22 protein-coding genes are annotated in these 25,168 nt (G+C 57.5%); 16 read left to right on the forward strand and 6 right to left on the reverse strand.

What is annotated here, in order from left to right; all coding sequences use genetic code 11:
* The first annotated feature begins 332 nt into the window (after window positions 1–332).
* The 4 genes from M8370_RS08180 to M8370_RS08195 are packed head-to-tail and all read left to right on the forward strand — an operon-like array spanning window position 333 to window position 1,978.
* Window positions 333–737, forward strand: coding sequence for a putative holin (locus M8370_RS08180; RefSeq protein WP_044256930.1), 405 nt, complete (start codon window positions 333–335; stop codon window positions 735–737).
* A complete protein-coding gene (locus M8370_RS08185) occupies window positions 724–1,017 on the forward strand; it encodes a phage holin family protein (RefSeq protein WP_247194242.1) in 294 nt (97 codons plus the stop codon). Before M8370_RS08180 ends, M8370_RS08185 begins: the two co-directional genes overlap by 14 nt.
* A gap of 2 nt (window positions 1,018–1,019) precedes the next feature.
* Window positions 1,020–1,499 carry a TIGR02594 family protein gene (locus M8370_RS08190; protein WP_250020747.1) on the forward strand — a complete coding sequence of 160 codons (480 nt, stop codon included), beginning with the start codon at window positions 1,020–1,022 and terminating at the stop codon, window positions 1,497–1,499.
* Window positions 1,496–1,978 carry a DUF2514 domain-containing protein gene (locus tag M8370_RS08195; protein WP_250020748.1) on the forward strand — a complete coding sequence of 161 codons (483 nt, stop codon included), beginning with the start codon at window positions 1,496–1,498 and terminating at the stop codon, window positions 1,976–1,978. Before M8370_RS08190 ends, M8370_RS08195 begins: the two co-directional genes overlap by 4 nt.
* A gap of 181 nt (window positions 1,979–2,159) precedes the next feature.
* Here M8370_RS08195 and M8370_RS08200 read toward each other — a convergent pair whose 3' ends face one another.
* The gene (locus M8370_RS08200) at window positions 2,160–2,990 is read right to left on the reverse strand and encodes a MurR/RpiR family transcriptional regulator (RefSeq protein ID WP_008502123.1); all 831 of its coding nucleotides are present in this window, start codon (window positions 2,988–2,990) and stop codon (window positions 2,160–2,162) included.
* 292 nt (window positions 2,991–3,282) lie between these two features.
* Between M8370_RS08200 and M8370_RS08205 the strand changes: the two genes are divergently transcribed.
* The 10 genes from M8370_RS08205 (at window position 3,283) to iolB (ending at window position 16,405) form a co-directional block, all read left to right on the forward strand.
* A complete protein-coding gene (locus M8370_RS08205; RefSeq protein ID WP_250020749.1) occupies window positions 3,283–4,788 on the forward strand; it encodes a CoA-acylating methylmalonate-semialdehyde dehydrogenase in 1,506 nt (501 codons plus the stop codon).
* An 11-nt stretch (window positions 4,789–4,799) separates the two neighbouring features.
* Window positions 4,800–6,725: a 3D-(3,5/4)-trihydroxycyclohexane-1,2-dione acylhydrolase (decyclizing) gene (gene iolD, locus M8370_RS08210; protein ID WP_250020750.1), complete on the forward strand. Its 1,926-nt coding sequence runs from the start codon at window positions 4,800–4,802 to the stop codon at window positions 6,723–6,725.
* A 301-nt stretch (window positions 6,726–7,026) separates the two neighbouring features.
* The gene (gene iolG / locus M8370_RS08215) at window positions 7,027–8,013 is read left to right on the forward strand and encodes an inositol 2-dehydrogenase (RefSeq protein ID WP_013098257.1); all 987 of its coding nucleotides are present in this window, start codon (window positions 7,027–7,029) and stop codon (window positions 8,011–8,013) included.
* 31 nt (window positions 8,014–8,044) lie between these two features.
* Entirely contained in the window at window positions 8,045–8,974 is a 930-nt protein-coding gene (locus M8370_RS08220; protein WP_013098256.1) for a sugar ABC transporter substrate-binding protein, read from the forward strand.
* Between the two features lie 48 nt (window positions 8,975–9,022).
* Window positions 9,023–10,570, forward strand: coding sequence for a sugar ABC transporter ATP-binding protein (locus M8370_RS08225; protein WP_029882255.1), 1,548 nt, complete (start codon window positions 9,023–9,025; stop codon window positions 10,568–10,570).
* Between the two features lie 11 nt (window positions 10,571–10,581).
* Complete coding sequence (locus M8370_RS08230) at window positions 10,582–11,610, forward strand: ABC transporter permease (RefSeq protein WP_013098254.1); 1,029 nt, start codon at window positions 10,582–10,584, stop codon at window positions 11,608–11,610.
* A gap of 8 nt (window positions 11,611–11,618) precedes the next feature.
* The gene (locus tag M8370_RS08235) at window positions 11,619–12,752 is read left to right on the forward strand and encodes a Gfo/Idh/MocA family protein (RefSeq protein WP_023620385.1); all 1,134 of its coding nucleotides are present in this window, start codon (window positions 11,619–11,621) and stop codon (window positions 12,750–12,752) included.
* A 12-nt stretch (window positions 12,753–12,764) separates the two neighbouring features.
* Complete coding sequence (locus M8370_RS08240) at window positions 12,765–14,669, forward strand: bifunctional 5-dehydro-2-deoxygluconokinase/5-dehydro-2-deoxyphosphogluconate aldolase (protein ID WP_250020751.1); 1,905 nt, start codon at window positions 12,765–12,767, stop codon at window positions 14,667–14,669.
* An 11-nt stretch (window positions 14,670–14,680) separates the two neighbouring features.
* Window positions 14,681–15,571, forward strand: coding sequence for a myo-inosose-2 dehydratase (gene iolE, locus M8370_RS08245; RefSeq protein ID WP_214453309.1), 891 nt, complete (start codon window positions 14,681–14,683; stop codon window positions 15,569–15,571).
* Between the two features lie 9 nt (window positions 15,572–15,580).
* A complete protein-coding gene (gene iolB / locus M8370_RS08250) occupies window positions 15,581–16,405 on the forward strand; it encodes a 5-deoxy-glucuronate isomerase (RefSeq protein ID WP_161669588.1) in 825 nt (274 codons plus the stop codon).
* 89 nt (window positions 16,406–16,494) lie between these two features.
* On the opposite strand, the gene M8370_RS08255 is transcribed toward iolB, so the two are convergent.
* Both M8370_RS08255 and M8370_RS08260 read right to left on the reverse strand, forming a co-directional pair.
* Window positions 16,495–17,238, reverse strand: a complete 744-nt coding sequence (locus tag M8370_RS08255; RefSeq protein WP_250020752.1) for an alpha/beta fold hydrolase — start codon at window positions 17,236–17,238, stop codon at window positions 16,495–16,497.
* 11 nt (window positions 17,239–17,249) lie between these two features.
* Window positions 17,250–17,711 (reverse strand): DUF6130 family protein, encoded by a 462-nt coding sequence (locus M8370_RS08260; protein ID WP_250020753.1) that lies wholly within the window; start codon window positions 17,709–17,711, stop codon window positions 17,250–17,252.
* 212 nt (window positions 17,712–17,923) lie between these two features.
* Here M8370_RS08260 and M8370_RS08265 point away from each other — a divergent pair, with 212 nt between their 5' ends.
* On the forward strand, window positions 17,924–18,649 hold the full coding sequence (locus M8370_RS08265) for an SDR family oxidoreductase (protein ID WP_013098247.1): 726 nt from the start codon (window positions 17,924–17,926) through the stop codon (window positions 18,647–18,649).
* 31 nt (window positions 18,650–18,680) lie between these two features.
* Here the strand turns inward: M8370_RS08265 and M8370_RS08270 are convergent, their stop codons facing one another.
* Window positions 18,681–18,851, reverse strand: coding sequence for a YfgG family protein (locus M8370_RS08270; protein WP_038420351.1), 171 nt, complete (start codon window positions 18,849–18,851; stop codon window positions 18,681–18,683).
* A gap of 369 nt (window positions 18,852–19,220) precedes the next feature.
* On the opposite strand from M8370_RS08270, the gene M8370_RS08275 reads away from it, so the two are divergent.
* Window positions 19,221–21,461 carry a bifunctional diguanylate cyclase/phosphodiesterase gene (locus M8370_RS08275; RefSeq protein ID WP_250020754.1) on the forward strand — a complete coding sequence of 747 codons (2,241 nt, stop codon included), beginning with the start codon at window positions 19,221–19,223 and terminating at the stop codon, window positions 21,459–21,461.
* Between the two features lie 4 nt (window positions 21,462–21,465).
* Here M8370_RS08275 and ppx read toward each other — a convergent pair whose 3' ends face one another.
* Both ppx and ppk1 read right to left on the reverse strand, forming a co-directional pair.
* Entirely contained in the window at window positions 21,466–23,004 is a 1,539-nt protein-coding gene (gene ppx, locus M8370_RS08280; RefSeq protein ID WP_014832869.1) for an exopolyphosphatase, read from the reverse strand.
* A 3-nt stretch (window positions 23,005–23,007) separates the two neighbouring features.
* A complete protein-coding gene (ppk1, locus tag M8370_RS08285; protein ID WP_250020755.1) occupies window positions 23,008–25,068 on the reverse strand; it encodes a polyphosphate kinase 1 in 2,061 nt (686 codons plus the stop codon).
* Window positions 25,069–25,168 lie beyond the last annotated feature (100 nt).

The raw sequence follows: 25,168 nt of genomic DNA on the forward strand, positions 1-25,168 counted from the left end.
AAGTGATGAGTTACGCGCATTTTGCATTACGGAAAAGCCTTCTAAACTTTGAGATTTAAGTATGTTACTTATGGTTCATGCCAAGTCAATTTAATTGGCGTAATAATTAATATTATATCAAACAAAACAACAAAAATGTGATATCTGTTACCTTTCATGCAGGCATGATAACTTAAGTAAAGTAATTATATCTTATTGATTATTATGTTTTATTGTTGTCATTAGTCAGTTGTTCAGAATAATCTTGTTAGATGTTAACCATATATGGTTTATTGTGTATGATGGACTCACCAACTAAGGGGGTTCGTTATGCACAGTAAACGGTGGTCATTATGTCAGCCGGGCTAACAAGTGAGTCATTAAATCAGTGGCTTAGTATGGGTTCGCTTGCTGCGGTAATCGCAGGTGTCCCGCCAGAGGTGGCGTTAGGTGCTCTTGCCGGTGCGGTAATTTTTGTTACCTCAGCGGTTGAATACCCGATACGCCGACGGGTGCTTCTGTCGATGCTCAGCTTCCTCTGCGGCCTTCTCTTCTACAAACCCACAGCATCAATTCTTATCGGCGTAGCCAGCCTGATCCCTACCATCACGCAGGACTCTTTCGAGAAAGGGATCGTCTTCTCTGCTGGCGCGTTCGTGTCAGCAATAGTCGCAGTTCGTATTGGCATCTGGCTCTATCACCGTTCCGACAATCCACGCGAGTTAATCCCGGGGAGAAAAGACGATGACAACTCATGAGTTGCTTTTGCTGATTGCCAATGCGGTCATCTGTTCTGGTATAGCGATCCGAGTCGGTACATTCCGCCGTAATGGGTCTCAACATCGCAGATGGGGAGGGTGGATCGCTTACTTCCTCATTGTGGCCGCTGCCAGCATTCCTGTCCGTGCCGCTTACGCTCTTTGGTATCACACGCCAATGACCGCCGATTTATCGGAGGTCATCATCAATGCTGTCATGTTTGCCGCCGTTCTGAAGACGCGCGGCAACGTCGTACAGATTTTCAAAATATCGAGGTAAACATGAACGAATTACCATGGCTTATTGAGGGTAGAAAACATATCGGGCAGATGGAGATTAAAGGCCCACGCCACAATCCGTTAATCCTCCAGTTCTGGAAGGACATTAAACGAGGTGGAATTAAAGATGATGAAACGCCCTGGTGTGCCGCTTACGTCGGGTCGATGCTTGAGCGCGTCGGAATCAAATCCACTCGCTTCGAATCTGCAAAATCCTATCTCAACTGGGGTATCGGACTTCGAGAGCCAACTTACGGATGCGTGGTGGTATTCAGTCGCGACGGCGGCGGGCATGTCGGATTTGTGGTCGGGCAGCACCAGAACGGTGACCTGATGGTCCTTGGTGGTAACCAGTCCGACGCCATCAATATTCGTGCGTTCTCGCGCTCCCGTGTAACTGGTTATCGTTGGCCTGTAAATGTTGCCAAAGACAACCGGCAATTGCCTCTGATGACCGGTTCAGTATCAGTGAGTGAGTCATGATCTGGTCACTGGTTAAAGCATACTGGAAACAGTTGCTTATTGTTGTGATGCTTGCTGCGCTGGTTGTCAGCGGTGTGGTTGCCTGGAATGTCCACGGTGACCGACAGTATGACGCCGGGTATGCGAAGGCGAAAGCAGATCAGAAAGCAGCCGACGCAAAATTGCGCTCGCTGAATGAACAGGAGAAAGCGACCAATGAACGTGAAGCGCAGCAGAGGATCGACCAGGCGCGCAATGATGCTCTTGATGCTGCCGATCGCGCTGGCAGGTTGCAGCAACAGCTCGTTGCCATCCGTGAGCGGCTCAGGCAGTATAACGCCACTGTCGGCGCTGGGGCGTCAGCCGCAGACACCGGAGTTTTGCTTGCCGACGTGCTCAGCAAATCTCTCGAGCGAAACCGACAACTGGCAGAGTACGCTGACCGGGCCGCCGAAGCCGGACGAGTCTGTGAAAAGCAGTACGATTCATTGACCAGGTGACATGGCATTTTTCATGGTACTGATTTCCAGTGACGGTATATAAAACGGTACGGTGAAAATAAGTTATGAAAAAGTTGTTATCACTCAATTGGTTATGTTCATCGTAAATAATTGAGTGGGAATAATCCCCCTCTGAGTTAACACCAAAACCCTCTGCCTGCGCAGGGGGTTTTTTATTTCCTTACTTCCCTTCACCCAACCTATACGCCAGCGCCACCACCAGCGACTGCACCAGGCACAGCGTTGCCGACTGAGATCGAAACGCATCCACCTGCGCCTCTTTCACCACAAAGCAGAGATCGCTAAATGTCGCCAGCGGGCTAATCTGGCTGTCCGTAATCACAATCTGCCGCGCGCCGACGCTGGCGGCGGTTTCGCTGACCATCACCGTCTCTTCCGCGTACGGCGAGAAGCTGATCGACACCACAATGTCGCGCGCCTTAATGCGGCTGATCTGCTCACGCAGCATGCCGCCCATGCCGTCGAGCAGAATCGGGCGGCACTCCAGGTGGCTTAAAGCATAGGTGAGATAAGCAGCGACGCTAAAGGAGCGGCGCAGTCCGGCGATGTAGATGGTGTCCGCGTCGGCCAGAAGCTGTACGGCGCGCTCCAGCATCTCCGGTTCGGCGCGGGCGGCCAACTGCTGCAGCGCCTGCGCGTTCGAGCGGGCAAACTCCTGCAGGATATCGAGCGGCGTTTCCGGCACGGCTTCGCTCTCCATTTCGCGGAACAGCCGCGCGCGATCGCTGTAGCTGGCGGTCTCCTCCACCAGGTTCATACGAAACAGCTGTTTCATCTCGTTGAAGCCGGTGAAGTCAAAGGCATTGGCAAAACGGATCAGCGTCGAGGGTGGCACATCGGCACGCTCGGCAATGACCGCAACCGTATCAAACGCCACACTGTTCGTATTATCCAGTACATAGCGGGAGACCTGCTGCAGCCTCTTGCTCAGGCTATCGTAGCGATCGCGGATTTGCTGTTGCAGTTCGTTCAGGCTGGTTGCTGTCGTCATGTTATCCCCCAAATACAGTCTTATGATTTTAAACGCAAAACCGCGTCTTTTAAATGTTGGCCATCCATCTGGCAGCAAAAATGAAACAGAAACTTCACTCATTTCATCGCCTGAAAATCCTTAATAGCGCACGCTGCGTCAGTGTTGTTGGCTGTTAACATAAAAATCCATCCTTGATCACAATAATCATCATTTATTTTATTTCAACTTAAAATGGAATATTTGTTTCATATATAGTGTTCAGTACACAGTGTTCAGGTAACAGTCACGTATCAACAGCGAGAGGTTAAGGATGGAGACGGTAGCGAATTTTATTCACGGCGAATGTGTCACCGGTTCAGGCCAGCGCGTTCAGGCGATCTTCAACCCGGCCACCGGCGAGCAGATCCGTCAGGTGGTGATGAGTACGGCACAGGAAACGGAGCAGGCGATTGCCGCCGCGCAGCAGGCGTTTCCGGCGTGGGCGCGTCATTCTCCGCTTAAGCGCGCGCGTGTGATGTTCCGCTTCAAAGCGCTGCTGGAAGAGAATATGGAACGTCTGGCCCGTCTTATCAGCGAAGAGCACGGCAAGGTCTTCTCCGACGCGGTAGGCGAGCTGACCCGTGGCCTGGAAGTGGTGGAGTTCGCCTGTGGCATTCCGCATCTGCAAAAGGGTGAACACTCTGCCAACGTGGGCACCGGTGTGGACAGCCACTCGCTGATGCAGCCGCTCGGCGTCTGCGCCGGGATCACGCCGTTTAACTTCCCGGCGATGGTGCCGATGTGGATGTTCCCGATTGCGCTGGCGACCGGCAATACCTTCGTGCTGAAACCATCAGAAAAAGATCCCTCTCTGGCGCTCGCGCTGGCAAAACTGCTGAAAGAGGCCGGCCTGCCGGACGGCGTGTTTAACGTGGTGCAGGGGGATAAAGAATCCGTTGATGTGCTATTGACCGACCCGCGCGTGCAGGCCGTGAGCTTTGTTGGCTCTACGCCGATTGCGGAATATATCTACCAGACCGCGTCCGCCCACGGCAAACGCTGTCAGGCGCTGGGTGGGGCGAAAAACCACTGCATTTTAATGCCGGATGCCGACATGGAGATGGCAACCAACGCCATTATGGGCGCGGCCTACGGCGCGGCGGGGGAACGCTGTATGGCGCTTTCAGTGGTACTGGCGGTGGGCGATAAAACCGCCGATGACCTCTGCGTCCGTCTGGAAAAACAGATTGCCGCGCTGCGCGTTGGGCCAGGGCTGGACCAGACGCCAGAAAACGAAATGGGGCCGCTTATCTCCTCCGCGCACCGCAGCAAGGTGCTGGGCTACATTGACAGCGGGGAAGCGCAGGGGGCGAATCTGCGCGTGGACGGCCGCGGCTTTAGCGTGCAGGGGCACGAGAAGGGCTATTTTGTCGGGCCGACGCTGTTCGATAACGTCACCCCGGAGATGACGATCTATAAGGAAGAAATTTTCGGCCCGGTGCTTTCTGTGGTACGTGTAGCAGATTACGCCAGCGCGGTGGATCTGATTAACCGCCATGAATATGGTAATGGTTCAGCCATTTTCACCCGCGACGGCGGCTGCGCGCGCCGCTTCTGCGAAGAGGTGCAGGCGGGCATGGTGGGGGTTAACGTGCCGATCCCGGTGCCGATGGCGTTCCACAGTTTCGGCGGCTGGAAGCGCTCGATTTTTGGTGCACTCAACGTTCACGGTAACGACGGCGTGCGTTTCTACACCCGAATGAAAACCGTCACCGCACGCTGGCCGGAAATGCAGCAGGAGACAGGCGCTGCGTTCTCCATGCCGACGCTGGGCTGACAGGAGGTTTTATGCAAACCGAACGTATGACCATGGCCCAGGCGCTGGTCCGGTTCCTTAATCAACAGTACGTCAGCATTGATGGCATTGAAACGCCCTTCGTGGAGGGCGTGGCGACCATTTTTGGTCATGGCAACGTGCTGGGCATCGGCCAGGCGCTGGAACAGGAGCCGGGCCATCTGCAGGTAATGCAGGGCTGTAATGAACAGGGCATCGCCCACATGGCGACGGGATTCGCCAAACAGCATCGCCGTCAGCGCATTTTCGCCGTGACTTCTTCCGTCGGGCCGGGAGCCGCCAATATGATCACCGCGGCGGCGACCGCCACGGCGAACCGTATTCCGCTGCTGCTGCTGCCGGGGGATATCTACGCCAGCCGCCAGCCGGACCCGGTGCTGCAGCAGATCGAGCAGTATCACGATCTCAGCATCAGCACCAACGACTGCTTCCGCCCGGTCTCCCGCTACTGGGACCGCATCAATCGCCCGGAGCAGTTAATGAGCGCCATGTTAAATGCGATGCGAACGCTCACTGACCCCGCAGATACCGGTGCGGTAACCCTTTGCTTGCCGCAGGACGTGCAGGGCGAAGCCTGGGATTACCCGCTGAGCTTCTTCGCGCGTCGCGTGCATCACATCGAGCGTCGACCGCCAGATCCGCAGCGTCTGGCGCAGGCGCAGGCGTTGATTGCGCGTAAACGCCGTCCGCTGGTGGTGTGCGGCGGCGGTGTACGCTACTCCGGTGCGCATGAGGCGTTGCGCGAATTTGTCGAAACGCTGCATCTGCCGTTTGCCGAAACCCAGGCCGGAAAAGGGGCGCTGGTAAGTGACCACCCACTTAATATGGGTGGGGTGGGCGTGACGGGCGGAATGGCCGCCAACCAGCTTGCGCCGCAGGCCGATTTAGTGATTGGCGTGGGGACACGTCTTACCGATTTTACCACCGGCTCCAAGGCGCTCTTTTCCCACCCGGACGTCGAGTTTCTGCTGCTGAACGTGGCCGAGTTTGACGCCCTGAAGCTTGACGCCACCGCGCTGATTGCCGATGCCCGGACCGGACTGCAGGCCTTAACCCACTCGCTCAGGGCGTATCGCAGCGGCTGGGGAGAGGAGATTGCGCAGGCGAAAGCCGCCTGGCACGACGAGTGCCGCCGTCTCTGGGAGCGCCAGTGGCGCCCGGACGAGGCACCGGAAGTGGCGGGCCATCTTGATGCCCAACTGACGGAATATGGCGAGACGCTCAACACCCGCCTGACCCAGACGCGGGTGCTGGGGCTGATTAATCAGCATGTTGAAGATAACGCCATCGTGGTGGGCGCAGCCGGTTCGCTGCCGGGAGATTTACAGCGCCTCTGGCAGGTCAAAACGCCTGATACCTATCATCTGGAGTACGGTTACTCCTGCATGGGTTACGAGATTGCGGCGGCGCTTGGCGCGAAGCTTGCCCGACCCGGGCAACCGGTTTACGCCATGGTGGGGGATGGCTCTTACATGATGCTGCACTCCGAGCTGCAAACCGCGGTGCAGGAGGGCATTAAGATCACCGTTCTGCTGTTTGATAACGCCAGCTTTGGCTGCATTAATAACCTGCAGATGGGACATGGAATGGGAAGCTTTGGCACGGAAAATCGCCACCGTAACCCGCAGACCGGGCAGCTTGACGGGCCGCTGGTGAAGGTCGATTTCGCGCAAAACGCGGAAAGCTACGCCTGTCGCGCGTGGCGGGTACATGATGAGCAAAGCCTGCTGGCGGCGCTGGAGGCGTCCCGCGCCCATCCAGGCCCGACGCTGCTGGACATCAAAGTGCTGCCGAAGACCATGACCCACGATTACGCCTCCTGGTGGCGAACCGGCGATGCGCAGGTAGCAGCGTCTCCTGCCGTGCGAGAAGCCGCGGCGCAGACGCAGGCGCAGGTGAAAAAAGCACGTCAGTATTAAGATTTCCCGCCGTAACGAAATTTTCATTTCATTTTTCTTTTTCCCCTCACCTTACCCTCTCCCACTGGGAGAGGGGATAGTTCGGTGCGGTTTTCCCTCCCTCTCCCTGAGGGAGAGGGCCGGGGTGAGGGGAAGATGTCCTCCCTCCCATGTTGTGAGATTGATAACAAAATTTATCTCATTCATCTCAAAAGTGTTAACCCACACTCAAAAACATAATTTTCACTATTTATAAAAATGAAATAAATGTTTTATTTAAAGGGTCGTTAGTTCACAGCATTCACCAACACCGGGAGCCGTTATGTTTAACATTGCTTTACTGGGCGCTGGCCGAATTGGCCAGGTACATGCAGCTAACATCGCCAGCCACAGCGCGACCACGCTCTGGTCCGTGGTTGACCCGAATCAGGAATTTGCCACCCGTCTCGCCACGCAGTACCAGGCCCGCCAGCAGAGCCTGATTGAGGCGATGACCGACCCTGACGTTCATGCCGTGCTGATCGCCTCGGCGACCGATACCCATGCGGACCTGATTGAAATGGCCGCCCGTCATGGCAAAGCCATCTTCTGTGAAAAACCGGTACACCTCGACCTCGCCCGCGTGCGCGACTGCCTGAAAGTAGTCAAAGAGTACGACGTGCCGCTGTTCATCGGCTTTAACCGCCGCTTTGACCCACAGTTCCGCCGCGTGAAAACCGACGCGCAGGCCGGGCGTATCGGCAAACCGGAATCGCTGCTGATCATCTCCCGCGATCCGTCTCCACCACCGGCGGAGTATGTCCGCGTCTCTGGCGGCATGTTCCGCGATATGACCATTCACGACTTTGATATGGCGCGCTTCATCATGGGTGAAGAGCCGGTGTCAGTGTATGCCCAGGGCAGTAACCTGGTGGATCCGGCGATTGGCGAGGCGGGGGACATCGACACCGCATTTATCGTTCTGAAATATGCCTCCGGCGCAATGGCGACCATCGTCAACAGCCGCCGCTCCTCTTACGGCTACGACCAGCGCCTGGAGCTGCACGGCTCTGAAGGGCTGCTCTGCGCGGGCAATATTCTTGAAAATCAGGTGCAGCACTATGGCAAACAGGGCTGCACCAGCGCGCTGCCGGAACACTTCTTCCTGCAGCGCTACAAATCCGCTTACGCCGCGGAATGGGAACACTTTGTTGCGGTATTGCGCGGCGAAGCGGTGCCTGACTGCAGCGGCGATGATGGTGAACGTGCGCTGTACCTCGCGGATAAAGCGCTGGAGTCGCTGCGTAGCCAGCGCGAGATCGTCCTCTAAACACAACCACCCTACACAGAGAGACATAATAATGAAAAAGCTGATCTTAGCCGCCCTCATCGCCATGACGTCCGGGGCCGCCCTCGCCGAAAACGAGCAAATTGTTTTCAGTACGCCAAACCTGGCGATGCCGTTTGAAGTTCACATGCAGCGCACGGCGGTGAAAGCCGCAAAAGAGATGGGCGTCAAGTTGCAGGTGCTGGACGGGCAGGGCAGTTCACCAAAACAGGTGGCTGACCTGGAAAACGCCATCACCCGCGGAGCGCAGGGGTTCATCGTCTCCCCGAACGACGTGAACGCGGTCTCCAGCGCGGTGGATGAAATTCAGGATGCGAAGCTGCCGGTGGTCACCCTTGACCGCTCCGTCGACAGTCAGAAGAAAGTGCCGCACTTTGGTGCCAATAACTACAAAGGCGGCCAGGCGATTGGCGACTTCGTGAAAAGCAAATTCCCCGACGGGGCAGAGATCATTCTGCTCACCGGTCAGCCGGGCTCCTCTTCCAACATCGAACGCACCAAAGGGATCCGCGACAGCCTGAAAGCGGGTGGCGATAAATACAAGATCGTCGCCGATCAGACCGGCAACTGGATGCGTTCTGAAGGGATGCGCATTGTAGAAAGCGTTCTGCCGTCACTGCCGAAACGCCCGCAGGTGATCCTCTCTGCCAACGATGATATGGCGCTGGGGGCGATTGAAGCCCTGCAGAGCCAGGGCGTGAAGCCCGGTGAAATCCTGGTAACCGGCTTTGATGCGGTTCCTGAAGCGCTGGCTCGCGTGCGTGACGGCTGGCTGGCGGTGACTGCGGATCAGCGCCCGGGCTTTGCGGTGCAAACGGCAATGAGCCAGCTGGTGGCCAACGTGCGTGAGAAGAAAGCCATCACCGGCGCGGACTACCCGCCAACGCTTATCACCAAAGAGAACCTGCAGCAGGCTGAGCGTATCGGTGAAGCCGGTAACTAATATGTCCCGAGCCGCCTTTGGCGGCTCATCATGAGGAGGAGCAGACTGATGTCGCAACCCTTACTGAAAGTGACCGAGCTGGCGAAAAGCTTTTCCGGCGTCTGGGCGCTGAGCAATGCCCAGTTGACCGTCGGGCCAGGAGAAATCCACGCCCTGCTGGGGGAAAACGGGGCGGGAAAATCCACGCTGCTGAAGGCGCTTGCGGGCGCGCAGCCGCAAACGCGCGGGGAGATCTGGTTCAACGGCGAAACGCTGCCGGTAGATGACTCCCCGGTGGAACGACAGAACAAGGGCATTATCACCATCTATCAGGAATTTAATCTGCTGCCCAACATGACCGTCGCGGAAAACATGTTCCTTGGGCGTGAGCCGCGCAAGCGGAACCTGATCGTCGATGAAAAAGCGGTAAACCAGGAGGCGCAGGTCATTCTCGATTACCTGCAGCTGAACGTCGCGCCGACCACACCCGTTGCCCGCCTGAGCGTGGCCCAGCAGCAGATGGTCGAGATCGCGAGAGCGCTGACTCTCAACGCCAGGCTGATCATCATGGATGAACCTTCCGCCGCGCTGAGCGACAGCGAAGTAGAAAGCCTGCACCGTGTGGTGCGGGAGCTTAAAAACCGCGGGGTGAGCATTATCTATGTGACGCACCGCCTGCATGAAGTTTTCCAGCTCTGCGACCGTTTCACCGTTTTCCAGGATGGCCGTTTCACCGGCACCGGCGCGGTGGCAGAAACGAACGTAGAGCAGCTGATCCGCCTCATGGTCGGGCGCGACGTGGCGTTTAACCGCCGTCCCGCCAGCGAAACCCACCATGAGGATAAACCCATCCGTCTGGCCGTGAAGGGGCTGAGCCGCGAAAAGCCGCCGCTGGATCCGCACGGTATTGCCCTGCATGACATCAGCTTCCATGTCCACGCGGGTGAGGTGCTGGGCATCGCCGGACTGGTGGGGGCCGGACGCACCGAAGTGGCCCGCTGCCTGTTTGGCGCAGACGCGTTTACCTCTGGCAGCTTTGAGCTTGACGGCGTGCCGTACCAGCCGCGCGACCCGCTGTATGCCCTCGATCAGGGCGTGGCGCTGGTGCCGGAAGATCGCAAAAAAGAGGGGGCGGTTCTGGGGCTGTCGATTCGCGACAACCTGTCGCTCTCCTGCCTTTCGTCACTGCTGCACTGGCGCTGGTTCGTCAATACCCGCAAAGAGGACGATCTGATTGAGTCCTACCGCCAGGCGCTGCAGATCAAAATGGTCAACAGTGCGCAGGAGGTGCGCAAGCTCTCCGGCGGTAACCAGCAAAAAGTGATCCTCGCGCGCTGCATGGCGCTCAACCCACGGGTGCTGATTGTCGATGAGCCAACGCGTGGCATCGACGTGGGGACCAAATCAGAAGTGCACCAGGTGCTGTTTGACATGGCGAAAAAGGGCGTGGCGGTGATTGTGATCTCCTCCGATCTGCCTGAAGTGATGGCGGTGTCCGACCGGATCATCACCCTGAGCGAAGGCCGGGTCACCGGCGAGATCCATGGCGATGATGCTAACGAAGAGCGGCTGATGACGATGATGGCCATCAACCACAACGCCCTGAACGCGGCATAACGGAGTTTCTCATGACGCAGATGATTTCTAAAACGCAGGCCCCGGTCAAACGCGCCGGACGCATCGATCCCATCGCCTTCTTCGAGCGCTTTGGGGTCCTGATTTTCATGATCCTGCTGCTGATCTTCTTCCAGTCGCAGAACAGCAATTTTTTCTCTGAACGCAACATTTTCAACATCCTGACCGAAGTCTCCATCTACGGGATCATGGCCGTGGGGATGACCTTCGTCATCCTGACCGCCGGGATCGACCTCTCCGTCGGCTCCATTCTGGCGGTGTGCGCCATGACCGCGGCGTACGTGATTAAAGGCGACAACTTTACCACCGTCGACCCGAACGCCTGGGGCGGCATGAGCTGGCTGATAGGGCTGGGGATTTGTCTGGCGATGGGCACGGCGATTGGTTTTCTGCACGGTCTGGGCGTCACCCGCCTGCGTCTGCCGCCGTTCATCGTCACCCTCGGGGGGATGACCATCTGGCGCGGCCTGACCCTGGTGATTAACGACGGCGCGCCAATCGCCGGTTTCGATCAGGGCTACCGCTGGTGGGGACGGGGCGAGCTGCTCGGTATCTCCATTCCGATCTGGATCTTCGCCATCGTCGCCGTTGGCGGTTATCTGGCGCTGCACAAAACCCGCTGGGGGCGCTTCGTTTACGCCATCGGTGGCAACCCGGAGGCGGCGCGTCTGGCGGGTGTGAACGTGAAGCGCGTACTGGTCAGCGTCTATGTGCTGATTGGCTGTCTGGCGGGGCTGGCGGGCTTTATTCTCAGCGCGCGTCTGGGGAGCGCCGAGGCGGTGGCCGGGATCTCCTTTGAGTTGCGCGTCATTGCCTCGGTGGTGATTGGCGGCACCTCGCTGATGGGCGGCTACGGACGCATCGGCGGCACCATTATCGGCTCCATCATTATGGGCATTCTGATTAACGGCCTGGTGCTGATGAACGTCTCGGCTTACTACCAGCAGATTATCACCGGGTTAATTATCGTTCTGGCGGTGGCGTTCGACACCTACGCCAAGAGCCGTCGCGGCGCACTGTGAGGATCACGATGAAAGAGGTTCGTATTGGATTAATTGGCACCGGGTATATCGGCAAGGCGCATGCCATCGCTTATGCCCAGGCCCCTACGGTATTCAACCTGCGCGGCAAGCTGGTGCGTGAGATGGTGGCCGAGGTAAACCCGACGCTGGCGGCAGAGCGCGCGCAGGCGTTTGGCTTTAACCGTTCAACGGGAGACTGGCGGGCGCTGGTGGCCGACCCGGCCATTGATGTAGTGGATATTTGCTCGCCCAACCATCTGCATAAAGAGATGGCGCTGGAGGCGATCCGCCACGGCAAGCACGTTTACTCGGAAAAACCGCTGGCGCTGAACGCCCACGACGCGCGTGAGATGGTCGAGGCTGCGAAGCGGGCAGGGGTGAAAACCCTGGTGGGCTTCAACTACATGAAAAACCCGACGGCGCAGCTGGCGAAAGAGATTATCGCCCGCGGCGAAATAGGCGAGGTGATCCACTTCTACGGCACCCACAACGAAGACTATATGGCCGACCCGCTTTCGCCCATTCACTGGCACTGCTTCAAAGAGACTGCCGGGCTGGGGGCGCTGGGCGATCTGGCGGCGCATATCGTCAATATGGCGCAGTACCTGGTGGGGGAGATTGAGCAGGTTTGCGGCGACCTGAAGATTGTGGTCCCGGAACGTCCGGCGAAGGCCGGGTCGTCGGAGATGATTGCCGTCGAAAACGAGGATCAGGCCCACGCGATGGTACGTTTCGCGGGCGGGGCGCAGGGTGTGATTGAAACCTCCCGCGTCGCCTGCGGCCGCAAGATGGGGTTGTCATATGTGATCACCGGAACGAAAGGCGCCATCAGCTTCACTCAGGAGCGCATGGCCGAGCTGAAGCTCTATCTGCATGACGATCCGGTCAACCGTCAGGGATTCCGCACGCTGCTGGTTGGCCCGGCACACCCGGACTACGGCGCGTTCTGTATGGGCGCAGGCCACGGTATTGGCTTTAACGATCAAAAAACGGTGGAAGTACGTGACCTGGTGGATGGCATTGCCGCCGACGCACCGATGTGGCCGGACTTTGAAGAGGGGTGGAAGGTCTCGCGCGTGCTGGACGCCATCGCACTCTCACACCAGCAAGGCCGCTGGCTGAACGTGAATGACATTGTCTGAAGAGGTATCAACGTGGAAAAGCAGTTTGATGTGATATGCATGGGCCGCGTGGCGGTAGACCTCTACAGTCAGCAGATTGGTGCGCGGCTGGAGGATGTGTCGAGCTTTGCTAAATATCTCGGTGGCTCGTCCGGCAACGTGGCGTACGGCACGGCGCGGCAGGGGTTACGTTCGTCGATGCTGGCACGCGTGGGCGACGAGCATATGGGCCGGTTCCTGCGCGAAGAGCTAAATCAGGTGGGCTGTGATACCAGCCATCTGATCACCGATAAAACACGCCTCACGGCGCTGGTGCTACTCGGCATTAAAGACCGGGACACCTTTCCTCTGATTTTTTATCGCGATAACTGCGCGGATATGGCCATTACGGCCAGCGATGTGGACGAAAACTACATCGCTTCCGCACGGTGTCTTGCCATCACCGGGACTCACCTTTCTCATCCGCAGACCCGCGAGGCGGTGCTGACGGCGCTGGGCTACGCCCGTCTTCACGGCGTGCGTACGGTGCTGGACATTGATTACCGCCCGGTGCTGTGGGGGCTGACCTCCTTAGGCGACGGCGAAACGCGCTTTATCGCGGCCGATCAGGTCACCCGTGAACTTCAGGAAGTGCTGCACCTCTTCGACGTTATTGTCGGCACCGAGGAGGAGTTCCACATTGCGGGCGGCAGCACGGACACCCTGCTGGCGCTGGCGCAGGTGCGTGCCGTGAGTCAGGCCACGCTGGTCTGCAAACGCGGCGCGCTTGGCTGTTCGGTCTATACCGGTGCCATTCCGGCCCGTCTGGATGACGGCCTGACGGTGACCGGCGTGCGCGTGGAGGTGCTGAACGTCCTCGGCGCGGGCGATGCCTTTATGTCTGGCCTGCTGCGCGGCTACCTGAACGACGAGGGCTGGGAGCAGGCGTGCCGCTATGCCAACGCCTGCGGCGCGCTGGTGGTCTCGCGCCACGGCTGCGCCCCGGCGATGCCGAGCAAAATTGAGCTGGATGATTATCTCTCGCGCGCCGCGCTCGTTCCACGCCCGGATCTCGACCCGCGTCTGAACCATCTGCACCGGGTCACCACCCGTCGCCGCGAATGGCCGGAATTGTGCGTAATGGCGTTCGATCACCGCAGTCAGCTTGAAGATATGGCACTGCAGTGCGGGGCGTCGCTCAAACGTATTCCGGCGCTCAAGCAGCTGATCCTGCAGGCCAGCCGCGAGGCGGCGAGCCGTGCCGGGCTGGCAGGCAAAGCGGGCCTGCTGTGTGACGGTACGTTTGGTCAGGACGCGCTCAACGCCATTACCGGTGAAGGGTGGTGGATCGGGCGGCCCATTGAGCTGCCGGGCTCCCGTCCGCTGGAGATGGAGCACGGCAACATCGGCACCCAGCTTATCAGCTGGCCGCAGGAGCATGTGGTGAAGTGCCTGGTCTTTTTCCACCCGGAAGATGCTCACGGCCTGCGCCTGGAGCAGGAGCAGAAAATTGCCGAGGTCTACCACGCCTGCTGCCAGTCCGGGCATGAGCTGCTGCTGGAGGTGATATTGCCCGCCAGCATGCCGCGTAGCGATGAACTTTATCTGCGTGCCATCTCCCGCTTCTACAACCTGGGTATTTACCCGGACTGGTGGAAATTGCCGCCGCTGACGTCCGATGGCTGGACGGCACTGAGCGAGATTATCCGGCGTCGGGATCCGCACTGCCGTGGGGTGGTGATCCTCGGGCTGGATGCGCCTGCCGAGCAGCTGCGTGCCGGGTTTAACGCCGCGGCAGGGCACGAACTGGTGAAAGGATTTGCCGTGGGGCGCACGCTGTTTGGCGAAGCTTCCCGCGCATGGCTGAAACACGATATCGACGATGCGCAGCTGGTGGCGCGCATCCGGGACAATTACCTGCAGCTTATCGCCTGGTGGCGCGAGCGCGGACACGCATAATGGAGACGACAATGAGTGTGCAATTAGGCATTAACCCCCTGACGTGGACTAACGACGATCTGCCTTCCCTTGGTGCCGAAACGCCGCTGGAGACCTGTCTGAGCGAGGGGAAAGAGGCCGGTTTTGCCGGTTTCGAACTGGGCAACAAATTCCCGCGTGAAGCGCGCCTGCTCGGCCCCATTTTGCAGCGTCACGATCTGCAGCTGGTCTCTGGCTGGTACTCCGGCCGCCTGCTGGAGCGCAGCGTGGAAGAGGAGATTGCCGCCGTGCAGTCTCACCTGACGCTGCTACGTGAGCTGGGGGCAAAGGTGCTGGTATTTGCGGAGGTGAGCGGCTGCATTCACGGCGAGCAGCAGACGCCGGTGCATCTGCGCCCGCGCTTCCCGCAGGCACGCTGGAAAGAGTATGGCGAGAAGCTCACGGAATTTGCCCGCTACACTCAGCAGCAGGGGGTGCAGATTGCCTATCACCACCATATGGGGACGGTGATTGAGTCTGCTGACGACGTGGACAACCTGATGACCCATACCGGCGAAGAGGTCGGGTTGCTGCTGGACACCGGTCACCTGACCTTTGCCGGGGCCGATCCGCTGGCGGTGGCGCAGCGCTGGGCGTCGCGCATCAACCACGTTCACTGCAAAGATGTGCGTGCCGACGTGCTGGCAGATGTTAAAAACCGCAAAACCAGCTTCCTCGATGCGGTGCTGAGCGGCGTATTTACCGTGCCAGGCGACGGCTGCGTGGATTATCCGCCGATTATGCAACAGCTGAAAGCGCAGGATTATCACGGCTGGCTGGTGGTGGAGGCGGAGCAGGATCCTGCGATTGCCCATCCGCTGACCTATGCCCGTCTGGGGTATAACAACCTGAGCCGTCTGGCGCGCGACGCCGGGCTTATCTGAGGAGGTGACATGTCACGTCTGCTATCACGCTGGCAACAGCCGAACGATGAAGGGCGGACCCAGTCCGTCACGCCGGAACGCGCCGGGTGGGGATATGTTGGCTTTGAGGCCTATGAGTTGCAGGAGGGGCAGCAGTTGACGCTACCCGCCGTCAGCGAAGAGCGCTGTCTGGTGCTGGTGGCCGGGCGCGCCTCCATCAGCACGCCTTCCGCGCAGTTTAACGATATTGGCGAGCGGATGAGCCCGTTCGAGCGCATCAAGCCGTGGGCGGTGTACGTTACCCCGCAGGAGACGGTGCAGGTGAAGGCGCTCACGAAGCTGGAACTGGCGGTTTGTGCCGCTCCGGGTAAAGGTAGCTGGCCGACGCGGCTGATTGCACCGCAGGATATCGACGCTGAAGCGCGCGGCAAAGGCCATAACCAGCGCTATGTGCACAACATTCTGCCGGAAGACAAACCGGCTGACAGCCTGCTGGTGGTGGAGGTCTGGACCAACGAAGGCTGCACCAGCTCGTACCCGAGCCATAAGCACGACACGGATAATCCGCCCCAGGAGACGTATCTGGAGGAGACCTATTACCATCGCCTCAACCCGGAGCAGGGGTTCTGCATGCAGCGGGTCTACACTGACGACAGAACGCTGGATGAATGCATGGCGGTCTACAACCGTGACGTGGTGATGGTGCCGAAGGGCTACCACCCGGTGGCAACCATGGCGGGGTATGACAGCTACTACCTCAATGTGATGGCCGGGCCGGTGCGCAAATGGATGTTCACGTGGGAAGAGGACCACGCGTGGATTAACCGGGATTATCCCGCAGAGAGTGGGGGCTGAAGCGGCCTTTCTTGTCGGGTGGCGCTGCGCTGACCCGACCTACGAAACCGTAGGCTCGCGCAAGCACAGCGCCGCTGGCCGAATTGTCTTCAGTGCATCTGCCTCGCCTGCTCAATCGTGCGGGCAATGGCTTCCGGCTGGCTCACCATCGACACGTGGCTTGCCGCGACCTCGGTGGTGTTCGCGTGGATGGCCTTCGCCATCGCGCGTTCAAGCTCAGGATTGATCATCCGGTCGTTCTTGCTTACCACATACCAGCTCGGCTTAGTGTGCCACGCCGCGCGAGTGACCTTTTCGCCAAACGCATCGCCCTTTATTGGCCCCTGTGTGGCAGCGATGATCTGTTGTTCACCCGGTTTCACATCCGGTGCGAAGTCCTTACTGACCGACGCAGGCGGCAGGTATAAAAAGCCGTCCGCGGTTTTTGCGATACCCGCGCTCCCCGGGGGCGTCGGGTAGCTATTCGCCAGCTCTGCCGTTGACTGACCGGCGTCCGGCGCGAACGCCGCCACATACACCAGCGATTTCACCCGCGCATCGTTGCCGGCCTCGCTAATCACGGTGCCGCCCCAGGAGTGACCTACCAGTACTACGTCCCCGTGTGCGCGAGCGATGGCGCGCCGGGTGGCTGCTACATCATCTTTTAGTGAGGTCAGCGGCAGCTGGACGGCTATGACTTCGGTGTGGCGTTTCTGCAAAAGGGAAATCACCTTGTTCCAGCTGCTACCGTCGGCAAATGCGCCATGCACCAGCACCACGCTGGTTTCACTCTGCGCAAAGGCGCTGGCCGACATCGCCAGCAGACCCGCCGTCAGTATCGATAATGTTTTCATCTTCAGGCTCCTCAGAAATGGTGGACTGGCGCATGCGGCGGCACGGTGAATTCAAGGGTTTTATGGTCGAGAGGCTTATGCGTCGGGTCGGCCAGAATAATGGTCACCTTGTGTTTTCCGGCGGGCAGTCCCACCAGAATCACCGGCTCACCGCTGGTGTCCGCCCAGTGCCAGGGCGCGTCATCCACCACAACGTGAATATGGCCGATGCGCGGAGTGACTTTCAGTGCGTCGGGCCCAAAGACAGGTTCAATGCGCAGGTTTTCAACACGGTACTGAATAAAGACAGCCCCCTTACTCAGCGGGCCTGCCAGCGGCGGATCGACAATCAGCTTGGCGGGTGGCTGGGGCTGCTCAAGCGGGGCAACGGCAGCCGGACCGTTGACGTCGGCGGCGCTGAGGCCGCTCAGGGGCGCGGCGCAGACGGAAGACGTTAGCGCGAGTAAAGGAAGCAACAGATGCTGGCGAATCATTTTGGTCTCTCCTCGTGGGGTCATGTCACGAGAGACAGCAGACCATTTTTATGTATCGCGTCTGTTTGCTGATGCGGGATTTTTGTATCGATGCGTAAGCCAGATGGGGGAGATACAGTGCGATACAATTCCCCCGGGCATGACGAGAAGTTTGCTGGCATGGTGTCTTCAGGCGCATCCATCGGATGCGGAGATTTCCCGGAGAAAACATCATGAATAGTGAAAAAGTTGCGTTGATTTTCGGCGGCGCACGTGGAATTGGTGCGGCTATAGCGGCACGGCTGGCGAAGGAAGGATATCGCGTTGCCGTGACATGGGTATCACGTCCGGACCGGGCTAATGCGCTGGTCTCATCCATTACTGATGCGGGCGGGGTGGCGCTGGCGATTAACGCTGATAGCGCAGATGCAAGTGCAATTCAGGCTGCGGTTGATGCCACGATCAACCATTACGGCAGGCTGGATGTTGCCGTTGTGAACGCTGGCGTACTGCGGCTGGGCATGCTTGAGGATTATTCAGTGGACGATCTGGATGCCACGCTGTCGGTGAACGTGCGCGGCGTTTTCCTCTCTGTGCAGGCGGCAGTTAAACGAATGAGGGAAGGGGGAAGGGTGATCACCATTGGCAGCAATACCGCTGTGCGAACCGGGCATGCGGGTAGTAGCGTTTATGCGATGAGTAAAGCTGCGGTGGCAGCCATGGTGCAAAACCTGGCGCTGGATCTGGCTCCGAAGCGGATCACAATTAACAATATCCAGCCCGGCCCCATCGCCACGGATATGACGGCCGGAATGGCGGAGCAGATCACTGCACATATCCCTTTAAAACGCATTGGGCAGCCTGAGGAGATCGCATCACTTGCCGCATGGCTTGCTGGAGAAGAGTCTGGATATATGACAGGCGCGAGCCTGACGATTGACGGTGGATTCGTGCTTTAACTGCAGGGGGCAGGGAAGCCCGACATTCTGACTAGCGCACGGGGGCGTCGACCACCAGACCCGTTTGCTGCGACTGGAGTTTGTCCTGATGGTGATACCAGGCACCAATGGAGGAATAAACGAAGCGGCCAAAGAAAAACAGGAAGCTGATTAGCAATATGATGCGGGTCATTCGAGTGTTAAATCGATGTCGTTTTCGCATACGTGTGGCCTGACTCACTGTGTTTTTCCTGGACATACCCTTTTGGGCGACGCGGATATTAAGGCACAGCGGGAAGGGTGGGTCAATTCTGCGATGTGTAAATAACCGTCAACATATACATTAACCGATGTTATTAAAAATAATAATTGCATTTACGATATTGATAACACGAAGAAAATTAACCGGAAAAAAACAGAGGAAAGGAAATTTTGAATTAAATAGTTTGATTTAAGTCAACAGATTCACCGCAGTGGTATTTAAAATCCCTCCTCCATACTGTTTGCCCCGGGTGTTAGCGGGCAGCACGTACGTCAGGTCGGATGCCTGTCTTCATTTTCCCTCAGGAGAAAGGGGTTTAACCGGGCATCTATGAACACTATTGCTTTCCTGAAACAGAATAAAGACCGCTGGTGGGCGCTGCCGCTTATTTTACCGGTGGTGTTGCTGCCTGTGCTGAGCGCGGCCAATACCCTGACGCAACTGGGCGACGGCATTGTGGCACTCTATTATCTGTCGCTCTTTTTCCTGCTCACCTTAATGCTGTTTTTCGGCGTTGGGGCTATTCCCGGAATAGTGCTGTCGCTGTTTATTCGCTATTACCCGCAAGTTGGGCTGTTTGAAACCGTTGCCGGGATCTTCCATTTTATTATTCCCTTAGTGCTGAGTTGGGGCGGTTATCGCGTCTTTGCCCCCAGACGCAATATGACGGCTTACGGCGATATACGGCTGATGGCGCAGCGCATTTTCTGGCAGGTGTTATGTCCGGCAACGCTGTTTCTGGTGCTGTTTCAGTTTGCGGTTTATCTGGGCGTGTATGAGAGTCGCCAGAGCCTGGCGGGGCTGAACCCGCTTAATATTCACACGCTGATCAACTATCAGGCGCTGCTGGTCAGCGGCTTAACGGGCGTACCGCTGAGTTACCTGATAATCCGGCTGATTCGCCATCCGCGTTATTTCAGGACATTGATTTCTCAGAGCCGCGCGCAGATAGATAAAAAGGTGACGCTCATCGAGTTTCTGGTCTGGTTGATCATACTGGGCGGGCTGCTGCTGTTGCTGCTGATACCAATGAATGAGAACAGCTCTATCTTCACCACTAACTACACGCTGTCGCTCCTGATGCCGGTGATGCTCTGGGGCGCGATGCGCTTTGGTTACAGGCTGACATCCCTCATCTGGACGCCGGTCCTGCTGGTCTCTATTCACTATTTTTACCGTTATATCCCTGTGAATCAGGGCTACGACATTCAACTGGCGATCACCTCTTCCAGCTACCTGGTCTTCTCGTTTGTGGTGGTCTATATGTCGATGCTGTCGACCCGCCAGCGTGCCGTGAATAAGCGCTCCCGCAGGCTGGCGCTCCTCGACCCGGTTGTCCATATGCCTAACCTGCGGGCGTTGTTACGCGATCTGGCCCGGAACCCGTGGTCGGCGCTCTGTTTACTGCGTATTCCTGAACTGGAAGTGCTGGGCCGAAATTATGGCGTATTGCTGCGAATTTTATACAAACAGCAACTGGCACAGTGGGTTAATGGCACACTCCAGCCCAATGAGCGGGTGTATCACCTTACCGGGTATGATCTGGCAGTGCGACTCAACGCGAAATCGCACCAGCAGCGAATCGAGACCCTGGATGAGCATATCAAACAGTTCCGTTTTATCTGGGATGGCATGCCGCTACAGCCGCAAGTGGGCATGAGCTACTGCTATGTGCGCTCACCCGTCAACCATCTCTATCTGGTGCTGGGGGAGTTAGGGGTTATTGCCGATCTGTCGCTCTCAACCAACCACCCGGAAAACCTTCAGCAGCGTGGTGCTGTCCATCTGCAGCGCAGCCTGAAGGATAAAATCGCGATGATGAGCCGCCTGCAAAAGGCGCTCGATAACAACGAATTCACCCTGCTGGCGCAGCCCGTTCGCGGCCTGCGTGGCGATCGCTATCATGAAGTGCTGCTGCGGATGCCGGATGCGGACGGCGCATTACTTACTCCCGATCGGTTCCTGCCCGTCGCTCAGGAGTTTGGCCTGTCGTCGCGGGTCGATTTGTGGGTGCTGGAGCGCACGCTGCGTTTCCTGGCCGAACACCGTGACAGGCTGCCCGGCCAGCGCTTTGCCATTAATCTTGCGCCCTCAACCGTTTGTCGGGTGCAGTTCCCGCTGGAGGTGAGCCGTCTGCTGAATAAATACGCCGTGGAGGCGTGGCAGTTGATCTTCGAGGTGACCGAGTGCAGTACCTTCGGCAGCGCGGAGCAGGCGATGCATACCCTCCGGCAGCTACAAAAAATGGGCGTACGCATTGCGATAGATGATTTTGGTACCGGCTATGCAAGCTATGCGCGGCTGAAAAGCGTGGACGCAGATATCCTCAAGATTGACGGCAGCTTTATTCGCAATATCGTCAGCAACAGCCTGGATTACCAGATTGTGGCCTCTATTTGCCATTTAGCGCGAATGAAAAAGATGCTGGTGGTTGCGGAATATGTGGAGACCGAAGAGATACGTAGCGCGGTTCACGCGCTCGGTATCGACTATGTGCAGGGCTATCTGATAGGTCGGCCGGTGGCACTTGATTCACTGCTGGAGGCAGAGGCGTCCGTAGCGGACGCCTGAGCCGTTACGCCGCGACGTCGGCGCTCTCTTCTTCGATTTTGAGCAGCCAGCCGGTGACCGCTTCCCAGTACTGCTGCTCTTTTTCCAAATCCAGCAGAACCAGCGCATTCTGGCTAAACCAGTCGTGCGGGAAGCTCAGCGTCCAGTGATGGTCATCCGTTTTGAGTTTCAGCGTGGGCGGCGTGGTAGTGGCCTGACGCTGGTTATTCAGCAGCACGCCCAGACGCAGCAGCTGAATCAGCGGCAGGAACTGCTTTTTCTTGAACAGCGTGAAGCGCGGCAGATCGTCGAGCTTAATGGCTTTGCGATGATAGCGCACCAGCGTCGCCATCATGGTTTGCTGCTCCTGGTTGAAGCCCGGCAAATCGCTGTTTTGCAGAATGTAGGCGGAATGACGGTGCATGCCGCTGTGGTTAATGTTCAGCCCCACTTCGTGCAGCATCGCGGCCCATTTCAGCAGGGCGGCAAGCTGCGGATGGGCAAGCTTCGGATTCTGCTCCTGCCACTGATCGTACATCTGAACGGTCGTTTCCAGCACCCGCTTCGCCTGTTCGCGGTCGATGTTGTACTGGTTTGCCAGGCTTTGCGCGGTGCGGCTGCGAATATCCTGATGGCGGAAGCGGCCTTCCATCTCATACAGCACGCCTTCACGCAGCGCGCCGTCAGAGAGACGCAGCTCCTTAATGGCCAGCGCATCGAATACGCCGCACAGGATAGCCAGCCCCGGTACAAACACCGCTTTACGCTCGTCGGAAAGACCCGGCAGGCTTAACGCGTCGAAACTTTTATGTTTCAGCACCTCTTCGGTCAGCAACGTCAGGCGTTCGGGGGTGATAAAACCGTCTTTTTCACCCATCGCCAGCAGCACTTCATGGGCCGCTTTGATGGTGCCCGAGGCTCCCAGCGCGACGTTCCAGCCCTGGATACGGTACTGCCAGGCCAGATTTTCCAGCTTCTGAACGGCGGCCATGCGCGCCCGCTGGAAGTTTTCCCGCGAAATCGCGCCGCCCGGGAAATACATCTGCGCAAAGCTGACGCAGCCCATACGGCGGCTTTCCACCAGACGCGGTTCAAAGTCTTCGCCAATGACCAGCTCTGTGGAGCCGCCGCCGATATCAATCACTAGCTTGCGGCCTTTTTCCGGCTGCGTGTGCTCAACGCCCATAAAAATCAGACGCGCCTCTTCGTTACCGGAGATGATCTCAATCGGGTAGGGGATCACTTTTTCCGCACGCTTGAGGAATTCAGGGGCATTCAGCGCCTGGCGCAGGGTATGCGTTCCCACAATGCAGACGCTGGAGGGTGAGAAGCCCTGCAGGCGTTCGGCAAACAGCGACAGGCAGTTCAGGCCGCGCTCCATCGCCTCTTCGCTGAGCATGCTGCGTTCATCAAGACCATCTGCCAGGTGTACGCGCTGCTTCAGACGACCGATGATCTGCAGCGCGCCATCCACCTCACGGGCGATGACCATGTGGAAACTGTTAGAACCAAGGTCGACCGCGGCGAATTCCTGTGGTCGTGGGGTCTTATCATTTATCGGCATAGGTTAATCGGGTTGCTCGAGTGATTTGATATAGTCGTAAATCGCCAGTTGCGACCGCACTTTGCGGCGGTTGCCGCGCGGTACATAGCGGTTACTGAGTTCTTTGTCGATATAGCGCGCTTTCACCGTGTCGCTAAACAGAATCTCGATAATGTCGAGAATACGCTGTTTCAGGCGCGGATCCAGCAGTGGCGCTGCGACTTCAATTCGATAATCAATATTGCGCGTCATCCAATCTGCCGAAGAGAGATAGACCTGTTTATCTCCCGCATTATCGAAAATATAGACCCGATCGTGCTCCAGGTAGCGGTCGACAATGCTGATGACGCGAATATTATCGCTGATGCCTTCCAGTTCCGGGATGAGGGAGCACATGCCGCGGATCAGCAGGTTAACCGGAACGCCGGAGCTGGACGCCGCATAGAGTCTGTCCACGAGATCTTTGTCGACCAGATTGTTGAGCTTCAGCGTGATGCCGGACGACAAACCTTTCTGGGCGTTGGCAATTTCTTTGTCGATCATATCGTACAGCAGGCGGCGCGAGTTCTGCGGTGACACCAGCAGATAATCGAAGCTCACCGGGCGGTACGGGTTCTCAATAAAGTTGAACACCCGGCGCACCTCGTTGGTGATGCGCGCGTCGGCGGTCAGCAGCGAGTAGTCGGTATAAATTCGTGCGGTTTTCTCGTTAAAGTTCCCGGTACCGATGTGGGCATAGCGCACCACGTCATCACCCTCTTTACGGGAAATAAGGAACAGCTTGGCGTGAATTTTCAGCCCCGGGGCGGAGAAGATAACGTGCACACCCGCTTCCGTCAGACGGCGCGCCCAGTGGATATTGGCCTCTTCGTCGAAACGTGCCTGCAGCTCAACCACCACGGTTACTTTTTTGCCGTTGTGCGCGGCGTGGATCATCGCGTCGATGATGCGGGAGTCTTTCGCCACGCGGTAAATATTGATTTTGATTGCCAGCACGCTCGGGTCAAAGGAGGCCTGACGCAGCAGCTCCAGCACGTGTTCAAACGTGTGATACGGATAGTAGAGCAGGACGTCGCGTTCGCGGATGGCATCGAAACCGTTACGGAACTTATCGAACCAGAGATGACGCAGGCGCGGCAGTGGTTTATTCACCAGATTGGCTTTGCCGACGTTCGGGAAGCCAATAAAGTCTTTAAAGTTATGGTAACGACCGCCCGGCACGATGGAGTCATAGCGCGAGATAGTCAGCTTGTCGCGCAGCATTTCCACCATCGCGTCTGGCATATCACGCTGATAGACAAAGCGCACCGGTTCGGCCGTCAGACGCTGCTTGAGGCTGGAGGACATCAGTTCCATCAGGCTGGCTTCCATCTCGTGCACCAGGTCATATTCGGCGTCACGGGTCATCTTCATCGAGTAGGCGTTTAACGCGTCGTAATCGAAGAAGCCTTTGAAGATATCGTCCAGACAGTAGCGCAGGATGTTATCCAGCAGGATCATCGGTTTGCGTCTGCGTGGGGTTTCCGGCGGCAGGTTCACAAAACGTGGCACCTTGTCGGACGGGATCTCCAGCAGCGCGTAACGGATGGATTCACCGCGAATAATTTCCACCGCCAGGTAGGTGTAGTCATCTTTCAGGAACTGCACCAGATCGGTTTCGCGGTTGATCAGAATAGGGGTGATGTGCTGGCGCAGATACTGTTTAAAGTAGTGGCGCAGCCAGTTTTGTTGGTTAACGGAGAGCTGACGTTCGTTAATCAGGAAGATTTGATTGCGTGCCATCTCCAGCAGCAACTCGTTATAGAGGCCGTCAAATTCCTGATCGGCTTTCAACACGCGGGACTGAATTTTGCCTAACAGATGGCGAGAGTGAGAGTTTAAGCCCTGCTCTTCGCTGATGATGATCCGCCGTTTCAGCTCGGCAAAGCGAACCTTGTAGAACTCATCAAGGTTGTTGGAATAAATGCCCAAAAAACGCATGCGCTCAATAAGCGGGTTGCTTTTGTCCGCCGCTTCCTGGAGTACGCGTTCGTTGAATGCTAACCAGCTTAGCTCTTTCTCGATATATAACTTTTCCTGACCCATTACAGCTCACACTCCAGTTCAATCACAGGACGTGGTAAATCCGTCTCGTCCTTATTATGGCGAGCATTTCCACGATATGTCCAACAGTGCCAGAAAAGTA

This window comes from Enterobacter cloacae complex sp. OE43NF, from assembly GCF_023544405.1.
GTDB classification, from domain to species: domain Bacteria; phylum Pseudomonadota; class Gammaproteobacteria; order Enterobacterales; family Enterobacteriaceae; genus Enterobacter; species Enterobacter cloacae.

Coding starts and splice junctions, on each gene's coding strand:
- M8370_RS08270 (WP_038420351.1), bottom strand. CDS start 18,851: ATGCGAAAACGACATCGATTTAACACTCGAATGACCCGCATCATATTG.
- M8370_RS08260 (WP_250020753.1), bottom strand. CDS start 17,711: ATGATTCGCCAGCATCTGTTGCTTCCTTTACTCGCGCTAACGTCTTCC.
- M8370_RS08220 (WP_013098256.1), top strand. CDS start 8,045: ATGAAAAAGCTGATCTTAGCCGCCCTCATCGCCATGACGTCCGGGGCC.
- iolE (WP_214453309.1), top strand. CDS start 14,681: ATGAGTGTGCAATTAGGCATTAACCCCCTGACGTGGACTAACGACGAT.
- ppx (WP_014832869.1), bottom strand. CDS start 23,004: ATGCCGATAAATGATAAGACCCCACGACCACAGGAATTCGCCGCGGTC.
- M8370_RS08185 (WP_247194242.1), top strand. CDS start 724: ATGACAACTCATGAGTTGCTTTTGCTGATTGCCAATGCGGTCATCTGT.
- M8370_RS08230 (WP_013098254.1), top strand. CDS start 10,582: ATGACGCAGATGATTTCTAAAACGCAGGCCCCGGTCAAACGCGCCGGA.
- M8370_RS08200 (WP_008502123.1), bottom strand. CDS start 2,990: ATGACGACAGCAACCAGCCTGAACGAACTGCAACAGCAAATCCGCGAT.
- M8370_RS08235 (WP_023620385.1), top strand. CDS start 11,619: ATGAAAGAGGTTCGTATTGGATTAATTGGCACCGGGTATATCGGCAAG.
- ppk1 (WP_250020755.1), bottom strand. CDS start 25,068: ATGGGTCAGGAAAAGTTATATATCGAGAAAGAGCTAAGCTGGTTAGCA.
- M8370_RS08275 (WP_250020754.1), top strand. CDS start 19,221: ATGAACACTATTGCTTTCCTGAAACAGAATAAAGACCGCTGGTGGGCG.
- M8370_RS08205 (WP_250020749.1), top strand. CDS start 3,283: ATGGAGACGGTAGCGAATTTTATTCACGGCGAATGTGTCACCGGTTCA.
- M8370_RS08190 (WP_250020747.1), top strand. CDS start 1,020: ATGAACGAATTACCATGGCTTATTGAGGGTAGAAAACATATCGGGCAG.
- M8370_RS08180 (WP_044256930.1), top strand. CDS start 333: ATGTCAGCCGGGCTAACAAGTGAGTCATTAAATCAGTGGCTTAGTATG.
- iolB (WP_161669588.1), top strand. CDS start 15,581: ATGTCACGTCTGCTATCACGCTGGCAACAGCCGAACGATGAAGGGCGG.
- M8370_RS08255 (WP_250020752.1), bottom strand. CDS start 17,238: ATGAAAACATTATCGATACTGACGGCGGGTCTGCTGGCGATGTCGGCC.
- iolD (WP_250020750.1), top strand. CDS start 4,800: ATGCAAACCGAACGTATGACCATGGCCCAGGCGCTGGTCCGGTTCCTT.
- M8370_RS08265 (WP_013098247.1), top strand. CDS start 17,924: ATGAATAGTGAAAAAGTTGCGTTGATTTTCGGCGGCGCACGTGGAATT.
- M8370_RS08195 (WP_250020748.1), top strand. CDS start 1,496: ATGATCTGGTCACTGGTTAAAGCATACTGGAAACAGTTGCTTATTGTT.
- M8370_RS08225 (WP_029882255.1), top strand. CDS start 9,023: ATGTCGCAACCCTTACTGAAAGTGACCGAGCTGGCGAAAAGCTTTTCC.
- iolG (WP_013098257.1), top strand. CDS start 7,027: ATGTTTAACATTGCTTTACTGGGCGCTGGCCGAATTGGCCAGGTACAT.